Origin of the sequence: Rhodococcus sp. BH4, from assembly GCF_002079265.1 — a bacterium.
GTDB classification, from domain to species: domain Bacteria; phylum Actinomycetota; class Actinomycetes; order Mycobacteriales; family Mycobacteriaceae; genus Rhodococcus_F; species Rhodococcus_F qingshengii.
The window spans coordinates 4739768-4760975 of record NZ_CP014941.1; the positions used below are offsets into that span (position 1 = coordinate 4739768).

The following is a 21208-nucleotide window of genomic DNA, read 5'->3' on the forward strand; positions in this document are numbered from 1 at the left end:
TCTTTTCGACTGATGGGGAAAGGCTGGGCTGCACTTTCAGGAAACTGCGTCGACGACAAAACTGACGGTGGTGGCCGTACTTCCACCGAAGTTGAGCGTCGCAAAGCGGCTCGCACCCTCGACTTGGAAACCGCCGGCCGTTCCCGTCACCTGATGGGCCGCGTCGAGAAGCATTCGAACACCACTGGCACCCACCGGATGACCACCGCCGATCAGACCGCCGCTGGGGTTGATCGGTAGCTTGCCGCCCATGGCGATATCACCACTCTCGATGGCTTTCCACGACTCGCCGGGCGCGGTCAGACCGATGTGGTCGATCGCGAGATACTCACTCGCCGTGAAACAATCATGTGTTTCGATCCCGTCTATCCCGGCCAGGTCGACTCCGGCCCGGGAGAAGGCACCCATCACCGCATCCCGAACGTGTGGCATCACGTAGGGATTATCGGCGTCGCGGGCCAGCTTCTGCTCGAGACCTAAACCAACTGTCCGGTGACCCCAGCCCGCGATCTGGGCCAGCGGAGTCGCCGCGGCATCAGGATGCTCTCGGAGGTACTTGTCCGTCACCAGCACAACCCCGGCGCCACCGTCGGTCACCTGACTGCAATCGAATCGTCGAACACCACCTTCCACAACGGGATTGGTGGTGTCGTCACCACCCGCATTTCCGAGTAGATCGGGCACCGCCCAACCGCGTGTCTGCGCGTTGGGGTTGTTCTTCGCGTTTGCGAAGTTGATCTGCGAGATCGCGCGAAGGTGAGATTCGTCGATCCCGTAACGCCGCCCGTACTCCTTCGACACACGGTCGAACATGTACGGCCACATGAATTTTGCTTCCTGACCTTCGTGTCCGACCCAGGCTGCAGCGCCCAGATGGCCAGCCGCGTCATCACCCGGAACCGTCTTCTCCAGTTCGATACCCATCACCAGAGCCACGTCGTAGTTGCCGGCGCGCAGGTCTGCCATCGCTGCAAGTACAGCGATACTGCCCGATGCGCACGCCGCCTCGTGCCGAGACGAGGGCACACCCCACAGGTCTGGATGCACGGTGGCGGGCATCGCGCCCAGCTGACCTTGGCCGGCAAACAATTGCCCGAAGGCATTACCGACGTGGATCACCTCTATGTCGGTGGCAGGAACCTTCGCCGCATCCAGGGTGTGGTTCACCACCTCTTCGGCAAGGTTCGCGAAATCGAGTTCCTCACGGGTGAAGTTCCGTGCGAAGTCGGATTGGTACCCGCCGAGAATCCAAATGTTCGAAACAGTCATGACCTCTCCCCTTGCCGATCCGGCCTCGGTGACGTCACCGAGATACCCGCGCAACGGCGGTTGTAATTTCACCGCAACCGTACTACAACTAGCAGAGTAACTCTACTAATTGAAGGGTTGAAAATGACTGATGCTTTTGTCCTCGACTACGTGCGAACGCCGCGCGGTCGAGCATCGGCGCGAGGCGCCCTCCACGAACACAGCCCAGTCGATCTTGTCGTCCACCTGGCCAAGGCTTTGCAGGGTCGAACGAACCTCGCCGCAGAACAGATCGACGACGTCGTTCTCGGTTGCGCATCGCAGGTGGACGAGCAGGGCGCGAACATCGCTAGAACTGCCGCACTCCTTGCCGGTTGGGGCGACTCCGTCCCCGGCGCAACCCTCAACCGATTCTGCGCATCCGGCGTCGACGCAGTTGGCCAGAGCGCGGCCCGCATTCGCGGCGACGACGTGTCCCTCGTCGTGGCCGGTGGCGTCGAAAGCGTCTCCCGGACTCCGATGTTCAGTGATCGCGGACCGCTGTGGACCGATCCGGCAACTATCGCGCAGATCGGTTCCATCCATATGGGTGTTGCCGCCGACTTGAATGCCACGATCGAGGGGTACTCCCGCGACGAGTTGGATGCGTACGGCGTCGAAACCCAGCACAAGGCTGCCGAGGCCTGGCGCAACGGCGCATTCGAGCGGTCCGTTGTGCCTGTCCCCGGCAGAAATGGTGAAGCCGGAATCGCGCACGACGAACTGGTCAGGGCAGAGACGACGGCAGAGGGACTCGCCGCGCTGCCTCCGGCCTTCGAAGGGCTCGGCGCCGCCGGTCAGGATGCACTCGCGCTCGCCGCCTACCCTGAGGTCGGCAAGGTCGAACACCTGCACACCGTCGGATCCTCTCCCGCCATGGCCGACGGCGCAGCGCTCCTACTCCTCGGATCCGAGAAAGCCGCGGCGAGAGCCGGCTTGACCCCTCGCGCACGGATCATCGGATCCGCCTCGACTTCGGTGAATCCGGTCCTCATGCTCACTGCGGGTCAGAGCGCCGTGGAGGCAGTCATCGCGCGAGCCGGGCTTCGTCCACAGGACATCGACGTGTTCGAGTTCGCAGAGGCCTTCTCCGCGCTCTGCCTACGGTTCCGCCGCGATCTTGACGCCGGGCCGGACCGCATGAACCCCAACGGAGGCACGATGGCGATGGGCCATGCATTCGGCGCCACCGGAGCAATTCTCGTCGGCGCATGTGTCGACGAACTGGTACGGAGCGACGGACGCTACGGTGTGGCCGCGGTCAGCGGCGCAGCCGGTGTCGGAGTCGCGGTGCTCGTCGAACGGATCGCCTCATGACCGTCAGTTCACTCTCCGGCCGCGTTGCCGTCGTCACGGGAGGGGGTAAGGGCCTCGGCCGTGCCGTCGCACTGCATCTCGCGAGCCGAGGGGTCACGGTGATCGTCAACAATCGGAATCGCACACTCGACGGGAGCGGCCGAGGGCCTGCAGATCAGGTCGTCGACGAAATCCTCGAAACCGGTGGACAGGCCGTCGCCAACCACGACGACGTCACCGACCCCGAGGTCGGCCGAAAGTTGGTGGACGACGCTCTCACTCGGTTCGGACGACTCGACTTCTGCATCACCAGCGCCGCGGTCAGCGGTCCACAGATGCTTCATCGCACCACCGCCGAGAACCTCAGCACCGTCATCACGACAAACGTCGTCGGAACCGCACTGGTCGCCGCCGAAGCCTCCCGAGTGATGCGCGAAGCCGGATTCGGGCGCATCGTGATGATTGCCTCGACCGCAGGACTGCACGGAGAACCCACCGTGTCCGCCTACGCCGCCAGCAAGGGTGCCGTCATCGCATTGGGACGCACCGCAGCCGGCGAAGGTGCGAGTCGCAATGTGTTCACCAATGTCGTACTGCCCTATGCCACTACGCAGATGACCGAATCCGGAATGGATCCACGATTCATCGACATCATGGGTGCCGACCTGGTAGCCCCGGTGGTCACCGCCCTCGTCGATCCCGAGTCCACGACCAACGGGCAGGTGATCGTCACGGCAGGCAACGGGGTGCGTTCGGCCGACGCCGTCGAGGGCTCGACCGAATTCTTGCCCACCACCACAGAACTCGATGCCAAAGCGCTCGACGCGCTACTCGTGACCAGCCGACTCGGCGCTCCTCACACCTATCCGAGCGCACAGGAAGCCTTCGCGGACTTCGCTTCCGAACTGCTCGACCACCACAATCAGAAAGCGCGCGCATGACCGACATCCCAGTGGGCGACCTTGCACTGAACTTCGGTGTGAGCGCACTCGCCGTCCTCGTCTTCATCGCAGTCGTGATGGCCGTCGCCATCCGGATGAACAATCACTCGATCATCGACATCTGCTGGGGGCCTGGCTTCGCCGTCGTCGCCGTCGTCTCGTACCTGACGTCCATCGGGTCGGACGGCAACGATCTGCGTCGCCTCGTCGTGCTGGCTCTGACCGTGGTCTGGGGAATGCGACTCGGCCTCTACATCGGCTTCCGAAACCGTGGGCACGGGCAGGACAAGCGCTATACTGCCCTGCTCAAACATCAACAGGGACCGCTGGTTCCGTTCCTGATTCGCAAAATCTACGGCCTCCAGGGCGTTCTCATTCTCGTGGTGTCGCTGCCCGTCCAGTTCGCGATGTACGAGTTTCGCGCCCTCGGAGTCCTCGGCGCGATCGGCATCGCGGTCTGGACCGTCGGCTTCGTCTTCGAATCGGTTGGAGACTACCAACTTTCCCGCTTCAAAGCTGATCCGGCCAATGCCGGGAAGGTGATGGACCGTGGGCTCTGGGCCTGGACCCGCCATCCCAACTACTTCGGTGATGCATGCGTCTGGGTCGGACTGTTCATCCTCGCGCTTGGTGATCCATTGGCGCTGATCACGATCGTCTCTCCGATCGTCATGATCAAACTGCTGGTGAGCTACAGCGGTAAGGCCCTTCTCGAACGCGGCATGCGCAAGAGCAAGGGGCAGGCCTACGACGACTACGTCGCCCGGACCAGCGGATTCTTACCTCGTCCACCCCGTCCGGCACGAAACCACGCGTCGTGAGCGCCCCCACGAGTGGTCTCGCCGACGTCTTCGATCTGGAATCGACCGGCCCGGACCGGTGGCAAGGGTCGAACGACGGTGTTCGGCTGCCTCAGCTGTTCGGCGGCCAACTGGTAGCCCAGTCGATTCTCGCAGCCGGGCACACGGTTACCGACGGCAAAGCGATCAGTTCCGTCCACACCCACTTCCTTCGCCCGGGGTCGACGAATCGCGCGACCGAGTTCTCGGTAGATCGCCTTCGGGACGGAAAACGCCTGTCCACCAGAGGCGTCGACGTCCACCAGGACGGACGACTCGTCTGCCGTTCGACGGTCTCTGCCTCCTCGATCGACGAGGGCATCACTCACAGTCGCGCAGTACCTACCGCACTCCCGCCCGCTGAGTGCGTGACGTTGCAGGAGTTGGCCGAGGCAGACGGCGGGCTGGGAGAGGTGTGGGAGGAGTTCTCCGCCATCGAGATTCGTGTGTCCCCCATCGATTCGCAGGCCCCCACGACGCATTCGGCGGCGCCTCCGCGCAACATCTGGATGCGTTCGGCTCAGCGGCTGAGCGACGATCCGCTGATTCACGTGGCTGCTCTCGCCTATGCCAGTGATCTGATGCTGATGGCAACCGCGCTGACTCCGCACGGCTACGACATCGGGCAGGAGCACTCGCTCGACACGGACTGGACTGGTGTGTCCCTCGATCACACGATGTGGTTTCAACGCCCTGTGCGGGCGGACGAGTGGCTGCTCTTCGAGCACTCGACCCCCACAGCTCACACCGGCAGAGCAGTAGTGAATGCCGCGGTCTTCGATCAGTCCGGACTCCAGATCTGCCAGATCACTCAGGAAGCGTTACTCATTGCCCGCACCGAGTGATTCCCGACTCTTTCTGCAGACCATTCGGTACGGTCTCGCGGTGCCGCAGGGTGCGCGGCCTATGATTTCGGGGTGGTACGAGTGAATGCAGCCGGATCTTCGACACCCACCGCGTCGGCGGGCGTCACCGAGTTGCCTGCCGGCGGTCCGAACGCACTGGCCGTCACGCTCGGGTTGTTGGGGGACGAGTGGAACCTCTGGATTCTGCGATTCGCCCTGTTGGGGTCGCGGCGATACAACGACTGGCTCGCCCTCGGGGGAATCTCCAACTCTGTATTGTCCTCACGGTTGGCGGTCCTGACGGCCGGCGGAATGCTCGAGCGTCGTGAGTATCAGCAGAACCCGCCCAGGCACGAATACTCGGTCACCCGCAAAGGGCAGTCGATCTGGCCCGTCCTGATCACCATGTGGTCGTGGGAGAAGCAGTGGGCGCCCAATGAAACCCAGCCGCTTCCACCACTGCGGCACAGCACCTGCGGAAACGACTTCACCCCGATCCTGCGCTGCAAGGAGTGCGGCGAGGACGTGGACGTACGATCCCTGGACTCCCAAATGGGTCCGAGTGGGGACTTCTCACGCAGTGTCCCGGAAGCAACATCGCGGCGACGCTCCACCAAGTCCGAACGCCGTCCGGAGATTCTGGCTCACACGATGGAACTTGTCGGCAATCGCTGGTCAGCGGCGATCATCGGTGCAGCTTTCCGAGGCGCTCGCCGCTACGGAGAGTTCGCCGAGATCACCGGTGCACCACCGGCGATAGTCGCGGATCGCTTGAAGCACCTCACCGAGATCGGTGTGATGGAAACGCGTCCGCTTCCGGATCGCCCACAGTGGTCGGAGTATCGACTCACCGCCAAGGGCACGGCGTATTTCCCCGTGGTGATGTGCATGATCTCCTGGGGTCAGCGTTGGTTCAGATCCGCGGACGGCCCGGACATCGTTCTCCATCACAAGGCCTGCGGTAAACGGTTCGAAGCACGCTTGGGTTGCAGTGTGTGCGGTGAAGAGTTGAGGTCTTCGGACATCGAGGCCGTCGACCTCACCACCTCGGTTCACGTACCCGGGTCCGGCTGGTCCTGAGGTCCCCGCTCAGCCGGCAGTGCGGATCCGGTCGAAGCTCCGGCCTCGGTGTTCGAGCGGCAGCCTGTCCCCTCGCCCGAACAGTTTGTTGCGCAGCGTTCCCTCGTCGTAGTCGCTCTGGTAGGCACCTCGTTTGGTCAGCTCCGGAATCACATGCTCCACAATGTCTTCGAAGGTTCCGGGAGTCACCGCGTACGCGAGATTGAAACCGTCGACGTCGGTCTCGGACACCCACTCCTGCAATTCGTCGGCGACCTCCGCGCCGGAACCGACAACGATCGGGCCGAGCCCGCCGATGCCCGCCCACTCCGCGATGTCCCCCACCGTCCATTCGCCACCTTTCTCGTCGGCCTGGCGAAACGATGCGACCGCGGATTGAATGGCATTGCTCTCGACGTTCCCGATCGGTTCGTCCGCTCGGTATCCGGAGAGGTCGATTCCCATCCACCCCGAGGTGAAAACGAGCGCGCCTTCACTACTCGCGTAGCTGCGGTAGTCCTCGAGCTTCGCCTGGGCCAACTCAGGGGTTCGGTCGGTGATGATCGTCAACAGTGTGTAGATGCGGGCCGAGTACGGATCTCGCCCGACCTTCGTCAGTTCGTTTCGGATTCGGGCAACGGTGTCTTTGAGAATCGCCTTTGTCGGTGCACCGACAAAAATTGCTTCGGCATTCTCGGCGGCGAACCGAACCCCGCGAGGCGACGCGCCGGCCTGGAAGATGACCGGCGTCCGCTGCGGAGAAGGTTCGGAGATGTGGATGCCCGGAACGGTGAAGTGCTTGCCTTCGTGCTCGATCGGATGAACCTTGGCGGGGTCTGTGTAGACCCCGGTGGTTCTGTCACGCACCACCGCGTCGTCTTCCCACGACGTTTCCCACAACTTGTAGAGAACTTCGAGGTACTCGTCCGCGTGGTCGTAGCGATCGTCGTGCTGGAGTTGGTCGTCCTCGCCCATGTTCCGTGCGGCCGAGGGGAGGTATCCGGTGACCACGTTCCACCCGACTCGCCCGTTCGTCAGGTGGTCGAGGGTGCTCAAGCGCCGAGCGAACGGGTAGGGATGCTCGAAAGCTGTACCTGCGGTGATCCCGAAGCCCAAGTGCTCGGTCACGGCAGCCATCGCCGACGCCAGCAGTAGCGGGTCCGAGACCGGTACCTGCGCGCCCTGCCGCAGCGCTGCGTCGTGATTGCCGCCGTACACGTCGTACGTTCCCAACACGTCGGCCAGGAACAGCCCGTCGAATCGTCCACGCTCGAGGAGCTTCGCCAACTCCGTCCAGTACGTCAGATCCGTGTACCTGGACGACTGGTCCTCCGGGTGGCGCCACAGACCTGGCGATTGGTGGGCGACGCAGTTCATGGCAAAGGCGTTGAAGCGGATTCTGCGGGTCATTCCCGCACGATGCCGTGCCTGCTCCGCGGTGAACACCATTGCGATCAGTGCGATCGGTTCGGCTCCTGCTTGCACCCGGCGATACCGTCGACTTCGCGACCTCGTCGGCGGGCCGCTACACTGACTAGCGCAGCTGTGACGCCCGAGGCATCGTGCCGACAGGTCGAGCGGACGCAACAGCAGTATCGGGAAGCGAAAACCCCGGCAGCACAGGGTTTTCAGCGCTTGTCGGTACGCTCCCCGCCCTCGTAGCTCAGGGGATAGAGCATTCCTCTCCTAAAGGAAGGGTCGCAGGTTCGAATCCTGCCGAGGGCACCAGGTGGGACTCTCCCCACATCGGCGTGACCAACGTGCCATTCTTGAATTCATGACGACGCCTCACTCCACGGCAACTCCCCCGAAGAACATGTCTTTGATCCCGGGTGGGACGTACTGGATGGGCTCCGAAGACTTCTATCCGGAAGAACGCCCAGTTCACCAGGTCACCGTCGACGGATTCTGGATGGACACGACGGCGGTGACGGTCGCCGAGTTCCGACGCTTCGTGAAGGCAACCGGCCACGTCACCACTGCGGAAATCGCCCCGGATCCCGCCGACTATCCCGATGCCGATCCAGCCCTCCTCGTTCCGGGATCGTTGGTCTTCACTTCGCCACCCGGCCCGGTCTCACTTGACGACTACACCCAGTGGTGGTCGTTCACTCCCGGCGCCGACTGGCGCCATCCAGAGGGAGCTGACAGCAACATCGGGGGACGTGAACGGCACCCCGTCACCCACGTGTCGTACTTCGACGCCCAGGCCTACGCCGCGTGGGCCGGCAAGGAACTCCCGACCGAGGCCGAGTGGGAGTTTGCCGCCCGCGGCGGACTCGATCGCCAGGCCTATGTGTGGGGCGATCACGACTCTCCGGGCGGGCGGCCCGGTGGCAACGTGTGGCAGGGCCAGTTCCCCTGGGAGAACCTGCTCGAGGACGGTTACGAGCGCACTGCTCCGGTCGGAAAGTTCCGGCCCAACGGCTACGGACTGTTCGACATGGCCGGGAACGTGTGGGAATGGACGGCCGATCACTACACGTCCGACCACGCCCACAGTTCCAAGAACGTCGCGCCGGCCTCGTCGTGCTGCATTCCTCGTAATCCCCGAGCGGAGTTCGCCACGGAGGCGTTGGCGGGCGAACCCTACGCACGACGGGTGATCAAGGGCGGCTCACATCTGTGTGCACCGAACTACTGCCTGCGCTACCGCCCTGCCGCGCGGCAGGGCGAATCCGAGGAGTCCTCGACCTGCCACGTCGGCTTCCGGTGCATCATCCGCATTCCGCAGGAGTAGATCAGAAGGGCACGTCCCCCAGGATGGCCACCCGCTCCATGACGCGGCGATGAGGGAAGTAATCACTCGCTGCGTAGTGCTGGGTAGCCCGGTTGTCCCAGAAGGCAATGGAATTCGGCGCCCACTTGAAGCGGCACTGAAAGTCCGGGACCTTGACCTGCGCGAACAGCAGGTTGAGCAGCTCGTTGCCTTCGACAGGATCCATGTCCGGAATGTGGGTGGTGAAAAGGCTGTTGACGAACAGAGTCTTACGCCCGGTCTCCGGATGCTTACGCACCATCGGGTGCAGGACCGGCGGGTACTGCTCCTTCATCTGTTCCAACTTCTCCGGGCTCATGCCGCGTCCGAAGGACGGCACAAAATCGTGGATGGCGTCCTTGCCGTCGATCAAGTCCTTGATCTCGTCGGGGAGGCAGTCGAAGGCGTTCCCCATATCAGCCCAGAGCGTGTCACCACCGGCAGGCGGTACGTCGATCGCCCGAAGTACTGAACCGAGCGGCGGCGTCTTCGTCCAGGTGACGTCGACGTGCCAGATGTTCTCGGTTCCTGGACTGTCCTCTCCGCGTTCGAATCTGACGACTGCCGGGACCTCTCCCTGCGGGAGAAGTGGATGAACCTCGAGTTCACCCCAATGGGCCGCGAAGTCACGATGATTCACGCTCGAAATCGGCTGGTCCCGAAAGAACACGACCTTCCATTCGAGGAGGGCCCGACGCACGTCCTCGATCTGCTCCTCCGACGGATCACGCAAGTCGATATCGCTGATCTCGGCACCGATGAACGGTGTGACGGGTGTCAGAGTGAACCGCTCGTACGGCCTCGATTCAACGCCTTCCGGATTGCGCCTCATTCCGCGTGGTCCGAATTCGATTGTGTGATTGCCGATTTGGACTGTTCTTGATGATGTAAGGGTAGCCATCGAATGACTCCGTCCTGTCGTGTCGTGTCGCGGGGTCACACGTCAGTCGACGCGTGCACCCGCTTTGCTCGTGTGCGTTTGTGTGCGCTTTGGGGCGCGGTCAGTGCTCCTACCGCGAGATCGACCAGATGATCCACCGTCGTATCGAAATCTGCCTGCACAACGGGGTTTTCGTCTTCCCGGCGTTGCTCGAAGATGGCCAGAGCAGAGACGCTCATGTTGAACGTCAGATCGATCCGTTCAACCGCGACGCGGCGGGGCAGATGCGGCAACGCCCGCGTCAACCTGCCGACTACCTCGTTGATTCCTTCACTGACCTCGCGAAACTCAGCACTCTGCGTATCCACCGACGGTGAGATTCGGGCAATGAATCTCGCATAGTTGGACCCGTCGACCGTCGCCAGAAAATCGGCCAGCGGGTACAGAAAGGCTTCGACCAAAGCACGGACCAAGTCGGTCCGCCCACTGGCGTCGATGTCGTCGAGATACGTCAGTCGCGCTGCGTTGATCTGATCCATCCGATGCCGGAATACGGCCAGCACCAGACCGTCTCGCCCACCGAAGTGATACTGAACTGCAGAGTTGTTGCGCTGCCCGGCCGCAGTCGCCACGTCCCGCATGGACACTTCGTGAATACCTTGCTCGGCGAACATCCGCTCGGCGACGGCGATCATGGCGTTCTTGGCATCCAACGAGGCGGGCATACACCGACCATATAAGTCATTGTCTTAATTCCGCAAGGCCCACCCCCCGTGCGCGGTTAGGGAGTGCAGGGACTCCTTAGCCACTCACGGGGGTAGTTGTCCCAGTCAACGAGACATACGCCGCCAACGGAACCCCAATCGATACGCTCCCGATTAAGACAACTGCTTAATCGACCCGGTTTTGCACACGCCAAGGAGCCTGCTGGTGAATCGCCATTCCATTCCGATCATTCCCGAGACGCCGAACGTCGCGGCCGCCGTGTACTACCCCGATCAGAATCCCCCGTACACCCGCCCGGAACCGCTTCGCCCGCCGGCCGGGGCCCCGAACGTGCTGCTGATCATGATCGACGACGTCGGATTCGGCGCACCCTCCGCGTTCGGTGGCCCGTGCCGCACCCCCACCGCCGAGCGTTTGGCCGAAACCGGCGTGAAATACAGCCGATTCCACACCACGGCCCTGTGCTCGCCGACGCGTGCCGCCACACTGACCGGGCGCAACCACCACAGTGTCGGTATGGGTGTCATCTCCGAAATGGCCAACGCGGCACCGGGATACAACGGAACCCGCCCCGCCTCTGCCGCCACGGTCGCACGCGTCCTGCAGGGAAACGGCTATGCGACAGGTGCTTTCGGCAAGATGCACCAGACCCCGACGTGGGAGACCACCGCTGCCGGGCCGTTCGATCGGTGGCCGGTCCGTGAGGGTTTCGACAAGTTCTACGGTTTCCTCGGTGCCGAGTCCGACCAGTTCACCCCGGTTCTCTACGAGGACTTCACGATGGTCGACTTACCCAAGACGCCGCAGGAGGGTTACCACCTGTCAGAGGATCTGGTCGACCATGCGATCGAATGGGTCGAGGGTGTCAACACGATGGACCCCGACAAGCCGTGGTTCTGCTATCTCCCCTTCGGCGCGTGCCACGCTCCACTGCAGGTTCCGGACCGATACCTGAACAAGTACGTCGGCGAATTCGATCACGGGTGGGATCGCCAACGCGAGATCACCCTCCAAAAGCAGAAGGAACTGGGCGTCGTCGCTCCTGACACCGAATTGGCCCCCTGGGCTCCAGGGCTCCCATACTGGGACGAACTCGACGACGACCAGAAGAAGGTCTCGGCCCGTTTGATGGAGTTGTATGCGGCGTTTCTCGAGCACACCGACGACGAGGTAGGCAGGCTCGTCGACCGGTTGCAGGACATGGATGTACTCGACAACACTCTGGTGCTCTACATGATGGGTGACAACGGCGCTTCCGCGGAAGGCGGAATGGAGGGCTCGTTCAACTACCTCGCCGGCCTCAACGGTTACAAGAGTGCGACATCCGACGTACTGGCGCGCTACGACGAATTGGGGACCGAAACCAGCTACCCGCACTATCCGGCGTCGTGGGCTCTGGCTCTCGACACCCCTTACCAGTGGGCCAAGCAGGTTGCGTCCCATTACGGCGGTACCCGAAACGGTCTGATCACCCACTGGCCCAAGGGGATCGACAAGCCAGGAATCAGGGAGCAGTGGCATCACTGCGTCGACATCACGCCGACAATCCTGGAAGCTGCCGGTATTCCGGCACCGACCAGCGTCGACGGGGTCACCCAGAAACCGATGGAAGGCGTGGCGATGAACTACACCTTCGCCGAGCCCGATGCCGAAGAGCGCCACACCACACAGTATTTCGAGATCTTCGGCAACCGCGGAATTTACGATCACGGTTGGACCGCAGTCACGGCCCACCGCGCACCCTGGCTGATGGCCACTCACGGCCTCGAGCTCACACCGATGAGCGAGGACCGTTGGGAGCTGTACGACACCTCGGTCGACTGGTCGCAGGCCCGCGATCTCGCGGACGAGCATCCCGAGATCCTCGCCCGGCTCAAGGAAAAGTTCCTCGTCGAGGCGGCCAAATATCAGGTGCTGCCGCTGGACGACAGAACGGTCGGTCGCCACGCCACCGCGGAATCACGACCCCCGCATCCGATGATGGGCCGCAAGACCCTCACGCTGTACCCACACATGAACGGTCTGGTCGAGAAAGCCGCGCCGACGTTCTTCAACCGCTCGTACACGCTGACCGCAAGTCTGGGTAGCGTCGCCGACGGCATGCTGGTCAGCCTCGGTGGCCGGTTCGGCGGATTCGCTTTGTACATACTCGATTCCGTCCCCGTCTACTGTTACAACTTCAGCGGCGGTGGTCGGACCTTCGTGCGTGGGCGCAACCCGCTGGCACCCAATGCACGCGAGGTGTCCGTCCACTTCGAGTACGACGGCGGCGGAATCGGCAAGGGTGGAACCGCAACCCTGAGCGTCGACGACGAGGTGGTCTCCGAAGGCCGGATCGAGAAGACCACTCGGGCGATCTTCAGCATGAACGAACAGCTCGACGTCGGCATCAACCGGGGAAGCCCGGTCGCGGAAGAGTTCGCGGACAAGGGCACGTTCCGCTACGGCGGCAAACTCCACAGCGTGACCGTCGACTTACGATCCACCCGAGATGTGGTGTCCGCAGAGGAACGGGAGAAAATCTCACTCGCCGTGCACTGATCGACCAGGCGACGCTCGCCGATTGTGCAGCCGCGCGCGATATCTGCCGTGCGGCTGCACAATCGCCCTGCGTCTATCCGACCGTGTACATCTGCAGGCACGGCCCCACCGGGCGAGCTTCCAGGATGTCGCGGGCCTTCTCACGCGCTGCGTTGAACTCCCAGGGCGCAGTGGTGCCCGGCACTCCGAATCGATATCTGCTCAAGGCACATGAACGCTGCGGTTCCGGTAGACGATCCAAGGCAGGTACCGCGTCGACGGAGAGCCCGCGTAAGTAGGAAACGTCGATGCTCTTGCCGCCCTCGAACCGTTCCACGTTCTTTTGCGCGATGTACGCGTCGGGGTTGAACACCGCGAAGGCCAGCAGCGCGACGGCCGAAGTGGCGAGAACAGCTGTGGGCAGCCACTTCCCGGACATCCGAATACCTGCGACGAGCAACAACACGAACACGAAGCCAAGAAGCAGCTCTGTCGCGAAGACGCTGACCCGGAGCACCGTGAAACCGTACTGATTCTCGTACAACCACATCCGGTGCACAGCGGACGCCACGATCACCAGGCTGAAAACACACAGGGCACCCAGCAGTCCGCGGGCAAGACGCCTCGATCCAGCGTCGCAGCGGTCGATGTACCGCACTGCGACGGCGATGACGAGCAGCGTCAGCACGGTAACCGCCATGAGCTGCCAGAAACCCTCACGCGCGTAGTCCGCATAGGTCAGTCCATCGGTCACCTGTACGTGCTCGTCTCCCCCGAACAGCGTCTTCGTCTGTACTGCAACAAAACCGAGGAACAGCACGTTAAGTACTCCGAGCGGGACCGCCCACTCCCACATCGGCAACGGCGTCGCCGGCGCAGGTGCAAACGCGTCCACCGTCGGCGTTCTGCGACGCAGATACACCGCAACCAGCGTGCCGAACGCCATCACGACGCCGGCAAAGATCCGTGCTCCCGGGTTCGGCACCGAGATGGCAGGAGCGAAGCCGCCGAAGATCTTCGCGAACTCCGGATCCGCACTCACGAACAAAGATCCGAAAATCAGCAGGAGAAGAATCGACACTGCGCTTACGACGACAACTCGCGCCGCCGGCACCCGCGGAGCAGAGCGGGTAGCAAGTTTTCGACGACGAACGAAGTTGACCGTCCGGTGGGGTGCCCGCCAGGGAGCGACCGTTCCCAGAAGTATTCCGGTCCACGTCCGCCCGCCGATCAGAGTCCACGTGAACAGAACCCACGCAGCTACGACGCAGAGGAACACCAACCACTCCGCACCGCGAACGGCGGCAACACCCAGCAGTGCGAGCATCCCGATGGCGGCGACCCACTGCGTCACGGTCATCCGCGGCGGCGTCAGAATCCCGAAGACGATCACCACACCGGCACCCACGATCACGTACGCGATACTCGCGAACCCTGGGTCGAGGATCAGGGCCGCAAGCACCCCTACTGCGGCCGCGCCGAGGAGCATCGAGCGGGTGGCCATCGACGTGCGATCGGGACGCCAGAACCGGCTGGAACGCTTGGGTTTTACGGCCGGCATCGGCGGTTTCGGTGGAATTACTATCGGAGCGCTCATGTGATCTCCTATGTGTCTGGTTCAATTTTTCAGGGTCGGAAGTACAGACGAATGCCGATGAAGACATGCGCCATCGCGAGATCTCTCGATCTCGTCAGGGACTTTGATTCAGTTCTGCGGCAGCACTACTCGAATGCAACAACCCGACGGGGCATCGACGACGGCAATCCTGCCGTCATGTAATTCGACCGCCCACTTCGCGATCGCGAGGCCGAGCCCGGTACCCCCGTCGGTCGAGCCGCCGCGGATGAAGCGGTCGAACACTCGCTCACGGGCCTGTGGTTCGATGCCGGGGCCGTCGTCGTGGACGTCGAGCACCAACTCCCCCGCGCTGCCGGTACGTACTCGGATGACAACTTTGGTGTCGACGTTCCCGTGCTGAACCGCATTGTCCACCAGGTTGGTCACCACCTGGTGGAGGCGATCCGGATCGGCGACCACGGACAATTGTGGAGGCTTGACGTCTATCTCGATGTCGCCCGCACTCACACTCGACAGCTCGCGTAAGAACGGCTCGACCTCGAAACGGCGGCGTTTCAACGGCATTGCGCCACCCTCGAGTTTCGAGAGATCGAGAAGGTCGGCTACCAGCGCGCCCAGTCGTTCCGTTTGCCGCAGCGCCGATTTCATCATCGCCGGATCCGGTTCTTCGACACCGTCGACGACGTTCTCGAGCATGGCTTGCAAAGCGGTGATGGGCGTGCGCAGTTCATGGGAGACGTTGCCGATCAACTCGCGGCGGTACCGGTCGTCGGCCCCGAGGTCCTCGGCCATCCGATTGAACGCATGGGCGAGTTCGCCTACTTCGTCTCTGGAAGTCGCTCGTACTCGCCGCGAATAGTCGCCGCGCGCCATCGCCTTCGCCGCGGCCGTCATCTCGCGAAGCGGTGACGTCATCCCGTGTGCGAGCACCTGAGTAACGCCTAGAGCGACAACCAACGCCGTCAGTAGAGCAAAACGAAACGGTTGTTGCGACGTCAGCCAGAAACCACCCGCGGCGAACACCAGTGCTGCGACAACCAGGAGGCCGACCTTCACCTTGAAGGACCGCATCGGGTCCAGCGGCCGCGGCCACCGTGCAAAAAGACGGTCGACGACGCTCATCGCGGCACGTCCCAGGCGTACCCGACCCCGTGAACGGTCCGGATCACGGAAGGTCCGAGCTTGCGTCGCAGCGCCTTGACGTGGCTGTCGACGGTCCGACTGCCCGCTCCCTCACCCCAGCCCCAGATCTCCTCGAGCAGCGACTCCCGCGGGATCGCGGCTCGCGGCCGCTCCGCCAGATAGGCGATGAGATCGAATTCGGTGCGAGTCAGGTGAACTTCTTGCGCATCACGGCGCACTCGACGTTCGGTCAGGTCGATCACGACGTCACCGAACTCGAGGAGGTCGGCCACCGGGCGAGCAGCGTGCTCCGCGCGATCCGCACGCCGAAGCAGAGCCTGCACCCGGGCGACGAGCACACGCATGCTGAACGGCTTGCTCAGATAGTCGTCGGCCCCGACGCCGAGACCGATCAGCATGTCCGTTTCATCGGCGCGAGCGGTCAGCATCAGCACGGGCACCGGGCGCACGGCCTGGATGCGGCGGCAAACTTCGAGGCCGTCGAATCCCGGCATCATCACGTCGAGCACCACTAGGTCGGCATCCATCTGCTCGCAGCGGGTCACAGCGCTGGGGCCGTCGAATGCCAACTCGACGTCGTAGCCCTCGGCACGCAGCCTCGCCGCGATGGACTCGCAGATGCTGACCTCGTCGTCGACCACGAGCACTCTTCGCTGACTCATGGAACTGACTGTATTCGGCCCTCGTGGATGAACCTGGGAGGACTTGTGAAGGTTCTGTGCAGGTTCTAGAACCTGCGGATGTTGTTGATCGGCAGATCCGCCAGGGGCGTCAGTCCGGTCGGAACACCAACTCCGTAGGCGTTGAACACCATTCCGAACCCAGCGTAGATGCCGACGTGCGTCGCACCGGGGTAGAAGGTGATGACGTCGCCGGGGGCGAGGGCCCACCGGGGAACCGGCTGTCCGACGTTGGCCTGCTGTTGGCTGGTCCGTGGCAGATTCACGCCGGCCTGCCGAAACGCCCATTGCACCAGCCCGGAGCAGTCCCACGAGTTCGGCCCGACGCCGCCCCACTGGTAGGGCTTTCCGGTCTGAGTGCTCGCCGCTGCCAGCGCGATCAGCCCTGCCGGACTCGGAATCGGAAGGGCGGCTGATCCGCTGCTGATGCTGCCCGTGCTTCCCAAGCTTCCGGAACTCCCGCTACTGCCACCGCTACCGAGGCTTCCCGGGTCGGCTGAGGCGGGGGCAGCGGAAAGCAACAGGACACTTCCGGTCAGCAAAGCCGCGACCGTTCCCGTGCGGAGTGTCGACTTCTTCATGCATCCGTCCTTCGTGGGAGTCGTTTCGGCGCGCGGCAGCGCACCTCGATAGCCGTGAACTGGTAAGACACGTGAAAACAAACACTTCGTTCGGATGTTAACTGCGTGGACGTGGTGTTCGGACAGGAATGATTGATCCGATTTGTCGGTTTTGAACAAACGGGCCTTACGTCCCGGGCTGGCAGAAGATCAGGGAATGATGGGGGATTTCCTGGATCCCGCGGCACGACAAGGTCCATAGATTCGACTCATGCGCCCATACCTGCTCGTCGCCGCGGTCATCATCGGAGCCACCACGGCACTCGTCGGTTGCTCGACGCTCCAGCGCGCAGTGGAGATTCAATCGGATCTCGACGGACTCACCAGGTCGGGTGTCGTCGGGTCGATCGCAACACTCGACGACGGCACCACGACGGCTGTCATGACCAGCGGCGTGCCCAACCGGACCAACGGCGATTCGATCGGCAAGAATGATCGCGTCCGGATCGGAAGTGTGACAAAGACATTCACAGCTTCACTCGTTCTGCAGTTGGTCGCCGAGGGCAAGGTCGACCTCGACGCACCGATCGAGCGGTATCTCCCGGGCCTACTGCACAGCAGTGACATGGACGGCAGTGGCATCGACGGTAGCGCGATCACCGTGCGGCAACTGCTGCAACATCGCAGCGGCCTTCCCGAGTTCGCCGGAGAACCCGGCGCCGACGAATGGATTGCAGCTAACGAGAACCGAACGCTGACGCCGTCCGCCGCGGTCGCCATCGCCCTCGGCAAACCGGCGCAATTCGTCCCCGGAACGTCGTTCGTCTACACCAACACCAACTACATCGTTCTCGGAATGCTCGTCGAATCCGTGAGCGGCCGCAGCTACGCCGATGAACTCCGGTCTCGGATACTCGATCCGCTGGACTTGGAAGACACGTACCTCCCGCCGGCCGGTGAGCTCGACATCAGGGGCGATCACCTGACGGGCTATCAGGATCTCGACGGTGGCCTGACCGACGTTTCCCGCACGGAACCGTCGATCCCCTGGGCTGCCGGAGCGATGGTCTCGACGGGCACAGACCTGAACACCTTCTGGCGTGCACTACTCGACGGGCGGGTGGTGCCGGCCGAGCAGCTTGCCGAGATGACCACCCCTCAGGTCGCCGCCACCGAAGCCGAGGGACTCGGGTACGGGATGGGCGTCGGCGCCACCGAACTTCCCTGCGGCGTCACCTATACCGGCCACAGTGGTGGGATCTACGGGTACTACACACTGTCCGGTGCGACGCCGGACCGCGCGTTCACTGTGACGCTGACGTCGACGCCGAAGGACCAGCCGGACACCGTCGCGATACTCTCGCACGCACTCTGCCCTTGACGCTGTTACCAGTATTGATGACGTTTTCCATCAGTGTCCGCGACGAAAATGACGGCGTCGGCGCCGTCCAACTCCGAAGGTTTCAGCGGCAGATGCCCTGGCAGGATCGCCTCTCCCGCGGTGACGGACAGGTCAAGTGCTGCGCGAAGTGCGGGGGTCGGAAACAGGGCACGCCGACTGGTCGCATCGGCCAACGCTCCCTGCAGAGTGCCCGGATCACTGTCGGGGTTGGCGTCGGTTGCCACGAATACGTAGCGCTCTCCGAGGACAAGTCCGACAAGTGAGCCGGCGCTCCCCCAGCTGACCACGTCGCCGTTGACGGGCATGTCGGACGGCACTCGCAGGAGATGGGCATTGTGTGCGAAGAGCAGGATCGGCCCGCGTCGCTGCTCCTGGGCGACGACGGCCAGCAGGTTCTCGGCCATCATCTCGGCACGGAGACTGAGCAGAGTGCCGATACGATCAGGAGCGGAACTCGCCATCGCGGCGTGGTAGCGCAGAAGACCTACAGCGGTGCGTGCGTGTGCGAGGGCCAGGTCGTATCCGCCCGGGTCGGCGGGCCGCAGCACAGGTGCGGCGCGCCGCAGGACGCTGGCGAGGTCGTCCGCAATGATGCGCAGGGCACGAGCCTGATCGGAGTTGCCGACGGACGCAGCCGGTTCGAACATCGCCGCCGGGTTGGTCCAGTCGGGGTCCTGCCCGAGCAGAAGGTCGATGTCGTCGAACGAGTGCGGCCGCATCGCAGCGGGCAGGAAGTCACCTGCTGCAGACAGCGCGCCACGTGGGCTCGGTGCGCCGGAGTACTCCACCGGAGCGTCGAAGCCGTAGAAGCGAACTCGGTCGGCCGGAGCGCGGCCGTGGTTGTACTCGCGTAGCCATTCGACGAGTTCGCGGTTTCCCGGTACCGCACCGAATCCGTGGCTGAAGCCTGTGGCGAGCACCTTCTCGATGTCCGCCTCTCCCCCGTTCACGTAGTCGTTCACGAGCAAAGCCGCAAAGACATCTGTTTCGAGCACGATCGACCGATATCCTCGTTCGACCAGTTGGCCGAGAAGTTCGTTGCGCAGCAACGGAAAAGCCTTGATCCCATGAGTCGGCTCGCCGAGAGCGAGCAGAGCCGGCACCTCGGTTCGCGCTGCGAGCAGTTCGTCGACGGCACGACCAAGACTTGCCGCGTCTTCGAGTTGGCGGCCGAACTCACTCAGCGCTGGGGCAGTGGACATGATCATCCCTTTCGAATGTGGACTGCCTTCGACAGTATCGTTGAAGATTCGGGTTAAACTTTTACTGGCAATTACCTGGGGTATAACGTGAAAAGCCTCAATCGGAGGTGATCAGTGCGGCCCATAGACCTTGCCCGTGAACACGGGTTGTCCGCACAGGCGATCCGCAACTACGACGATGCCGGCATCCTCCCTCCGACCGAGCGCAGCACTTACGGCTACCGGCGATACACCCCAGTGCACGCGCAAGCCCTGCGCACTTTCCTCGCATTGCGCGGCGGTCACGGGCACCAGCGGGCCACGGAAATCATGCGGGCAACCAACCAGGGCGACACCGAGTCCGCCTACCGCCTGATCGACAGTGCGCACGTGACGCTGCTCGCCGAGCGAAAAACTCGCACCGAGGTAGCCACAGCGCTGGGGACTCTGTCCACCATGGCACCGGCACTGGTGCACGGTCCAGCGCTGACGGTGGGTGAGCTGGCGCGCCGTCTCGGCGTTCACCCGGCGACACTGCGCACGTGGGAAGAGCATGGCATCCTGCGCCCCGAGCGCGAACAGGCAACGGGTTATCGCGAATACGGTCCGGAGTGTGTGCGCGACGCCGAGATCGCACGGCAGCTGCGGCGCGGTGGCTATCGGCTGTCGCAAGTCGCTCAGTTTCTCGATTCGCTGCGCGAGGCCGGCGGAGCAGACGCATTGTCAGCGTTCCTCGAATCCTGGCAAGACCGGCTAACCACACGCAGTCGCAACCTTCTCGCCGGCGCAGCTCAGCTCGATGCCTATCTCACGATGCTGGATCAGACCTCGCCTGGTTGCCGATCAGCAAACGGTTGAGGCGTCAGTTCACAAGCCGCGCAAGGCTCCTCACCATCTCACCGACGGTGTCGGTCGACGGCCACGGGAATTCCGGGAGATCGGCCCGCAACATCACCTGTCCGTGCAGCGAAGTCCAGATCGATACCGCATCGACAAAAGTGTCTGTGCTGGCCGACCTCCCAGCGGCGACGCACGCGTCGAGGTTGGTCACCAGTGTGTTGAAGGCGGCCAGTCCTCGCGTATCCGATTGTGGTGACTGACCTTTCGGCCTGGACCACCCGAACAAGACCCGATACCGAGCGGGCTCGGAAATGCCGAACTCGACGTATGCCGAGCACCCGGCATACAGACCCTCGACCGGGTCGGGGTGTGCGGAAACGGCGTCGGCCACGGCGAGATGCAACTGCTCCAGCGATTCGGAGACCACCGCTTCGACAATGGCATCGCGATCGGAAAAGTGTCCGTAGATAGATGGTGCGGATATCCCGACTTCGCGAGCGACCGATCGGAGCGTCACCGCCTGATCCGATCCGGTGCGGGCGATGAGCGTCGCCGCTGCGGCGACGATCTCTCCGCGGAGTCGTGCGCCGCTTCCTCTCGGATTTCGGGCGCGAGTACTCCGAGAACCACTCGTCCCAGTTTCATCGGCATCTTCGGAAACATCACTCACCC

The 21208-nt window shown here is 63.2% G+C and carries 19 protein-coding genes and 1 tRNA gene; 10 read left to right on the forward strand and 10 right to left on the reverse strand.

The genetic code is table 11. The features are described 5' to 3' along the window. Positions 1 to 36 precede the first annotated feature (36 nt). On the reverse strand, positions 37 to 1269 hold the full coding sequence (locus A0W34_RS21710) for an acetyl-CoA acetyltransferase (protein ID WP_030534916.1): 1233 nt from the start codon (positions 1267 to 1269) through the stop codon (positions 37 to 39). Positions 1270 to 1392: 123 nt separating this feature from the next. Here A0W34_RS21710 and A0W34_RS21715 point away from each other — a divergent pair, with 123 nt between their 5' ends. The 5 genes from A0W34_RS21715 to A0W34_RS21735 all read left to right on the forward strand — a co-directional run bounded on the left by A0W34_RS21715 (position 1393) and on the right by A0W34_RS21735 (position 6288). After that, entirely contained in the window at positions 1393 to 2604 is a 1212-nt protein-coding gene (locus A0W34_RS21715; protein ID WP_081558258.1) for an acetyl-CoA C-acyltransferase, read from the forward strand. Then, complete coding sequence (locus A0W34_RS21720) at positions 2601 to 3524, forward strand: SDR family NAD(P)-dependent oxidoreductase (protein WP_058037860.1); 924 nt, start codon at positions 2601 to 2603, stop codon at positions 3522 to 3524. The genes A0W34_RS21715 and A0W34_RS21720 overlap by 4 nt, the downstream gene beginning before the upstream one ends. Continuing rightward, entirely contained in the window at positions 3521 to 4345 is an 825-nt protein-coding gene (locus A0W34_RS21725; RefSeq protein WP_081558259.1) for a DUF1295 domain-containing protein, read from the forward strand. The genes A0W34_RS21720 and A0W34_RS21725 overlap by 4 nt, the downstream gene beginning before the upstream one ends. Then, positions 4342 to 5208: an acyl-CoA thioesterase gene (locus A0W34_RS21730; protein ID WP_054827295.1), complete on the forward strand. Its 867-nt coding sequence runs from the start codon at positions 4342 to 4344 to the stop codon at positions 5206 to 5208. The genes A0W34_RS21725 and A0W34_RS21730 overlap by 4 nt, the downstream gene beginning before the upstream one ends. A gap of 81 nt (positions 5209 to 5289) precedes the next feature. Then, a complete protein-coding gene (locus A0W34_RS21735) occupies positions 5290 to 6288 on the forward strand; it encodes a winged helix-turn-helix transcriptional regulator (RefSeq protein WP_003940366.1) in 999 nt (332 codons plus the stop codon). Between the two features lie 9 nt (positions 6289 to 6297). On the opposite strand, the gene A0W34_RS21740 is transcribed toward A0W34_RS21735, so the two are convergent. Further along, positions 6298 to 7677 (reverse strand): LLM class flavin-dependent oxidoreductase, encoded by a 1380-nt coding sequence (locus A0W34_RS21740; RefSeq protein ID WP_198035666.1) that lies wholly within the window; start codon positions 7675 to 7677, stop codon positions 6298 to 6300. A gap of 242 nt (positions 7678 to 7919) precedes the next feature. Here A0W34_RS21740 and A0W34_RS21745 point away from each other — a divergent pair. Together A0W34_RS21745 and A0W34_RS21750 are read left to right on the forward strand one after the other, a co-directional pair. Then, positions 7920 to 7995, forward strand: a tRNA-Arg gene (locus A0W34_RS21745). A gap of 49 nt (positions 7996 to 8044) precedes the next feature. Beyond that, positions 8045 to 9007 carry a formylglycine-generating enzyme family protein gene (locus A0W34_RS21750; protein ID WP_081558853.1) on the forward strand — a complete coding sequence of 321 codons (963 nt, stop codon included), beginning with the start codon at positions 8045 to 8047 and terminating at the stop codon, positions 9005 to 9007. Between the two features lies 1 nt (position 9008). Here the strand turns inward: A0W34_RS21750 and A0W34_RS21755 are convergent, their stop codons facing one another. Both A0W34_RS21755 and A0W34_RS21760 read right to left on the reverse strand, forming a co-directional pair. Beyond that, positions 9009 to 9926, reverse strand: a complete 918-nt coding sequence (locus A0W34_RS21755) for a TauD/TfdA dioxygenase family protein (RefSeq protein ID WP_081558854.1) — start codon at positions 9924 to 9926, stop codon at positions 9009 to 9011. A gap of 35 nt (positions 9927 to 9961) precedes the next feature. Beyond that, positions 9962 to 10630, reverse strand: a complete 669-nt coding sequence (locus A0W34_RS21760; protein WP_081558261.1) for a TetR family transcriptional regulator — start codon at positions 10628 to 10630, stop codon at positions 9962 to 9964. 205 nt (positions 10631 to 10835) lie between these two features. On the opposite strand from A0W34_RS21760, the gene A0W34_RS21765 reads away from it, so the two are divergent. After that, positions 10836 to 13172 (forward strand): arylsulfatase, encoded by a 2337-nt coding sequence (locus A0W34_RS21765; protein ID WP_081558262.1) that lies wholly within the window; start codon positions 10836 to 10838, stop codon positions 13170 to 13172. A 73-nt stretch (positions 13173 to 13245) separates the two neighbouring features. Here the strand turns inward: A0W34_RS21765 and A0W34_RS21770 are convergent, their stop codons facing one another. The 4 genes from A0W34_RS21770 to A0W34_RS21785 form a co-directional block, all read right to left on the reverse strand. Next, complete coding sequence (locus A0W34_RS21770; RefSeq protein WP_332314327.1) at positions 13246 to 14748, reverse strand: DUF4153 domain-containing protein; 1503 nt, start codon at positions 14746 to 14748, stop codon at positions 13246 to 13248. A 108-nt stretch (positions 14749 to 14856) separates the two neighbouring features. Further along, on the reverse strand, positions 14857 to 15852 hold the full coding sequence (locus A0W34_RS21775; protein WP_007727705.1) for a HAMP domain-containing sensor histidine kinase: 996 nt from the start codon (positions 15850 to 15852) through the stop codon (positions 14857 to 14859). Beyond that, positions 15849 to 16535 (reverse strand): response regulator transcription factor, encoded by a 687-nt coding sequence (locus A0W34_RS21780; RefSeq protein ID WP_058037854.1) that lies wholly within the window; start codon positions 16533 to 16535, stop codon positions 15849 to 15851. The genes A0W34_RS21775 and A0W34_RS21780 overlap by 4 nt, the downstream gene beginning before the upstream one ends. A gap of 65 nt (positions 16536 to 16600) precedes the next feature. Further along, positions 16601 to 17134, reverse strand: coding sequence for an NlpC/P60 family protein (locus A0W34_RS21785; protein ID WP_020970417.1), 534 nt, complete (start codon positions 17132 to 17134; stop codon positions 16601 to 16603). A gap of 250 nt (positions 17135 to 17384) precedes the next feature. Here A0W34_RS21785 and A0W34_RS21790 point away from each other — a divergent pair, with 250 nt between their 5' ends. Then, positions 17385 to 18494, forward strand: coding sequence for a serine hydrolase domain-containing protein (locus tag A0W34_RS21790; protein WP_007727723.1), 1110 nt, complete (start codon positions 17385 to 17387; stop codon positions 18492 to 18494). Between the two features lie 5 nt (positions 18495 to 18499). On the opposite strand, the gene A0W34_RS21795 is transcribed toward A0W34_RS21790, so the two are convergent. Next, a complete protein-coding gene (locus A0W34_RS21795; protein WP_007727728.1) occupies positions 18500 to 19723 on the reverse strand; it encodes an erythromycin esterase family protein in 1224 nt (407 codons plus the stop codon). A gap of 108 nt (positions 19724 to 19831) precedes the next feature. Here A0W34_RS21795 and A0W34_RS21800 point away from each other — a divergent pair, with 108 nt between their 5' ends. Continuing rightward, complete coding sequence (locus A0W34_RS21800) at positions 19832 to 20554, forward strand: TioE family transcriptional regulator (protein WP_081558264.1); 723 nt, start codon at positions 19832 to 19834, stop codon at positions 20552 to 20554. 4 nt (positions 20555 to 20558) lie between these two features. Here the strand turns inward: A0W34_RS21800 and A0W34_RS21805 are convergent, their stop codons facing one another. Continuing rightward, positions 20559 to 21206, reverse strand: a complete 648-nt coding sequence (locus tag A0W34_RS21805; protein WP_003940096.1) for a TetR/AcrR family transcriptional regulator — start codon at positions 21204 to 21206, stop codon at positions 20559 to 20561. Positions 21207 to 21208 lie beyond the last annotated feature (2 nt).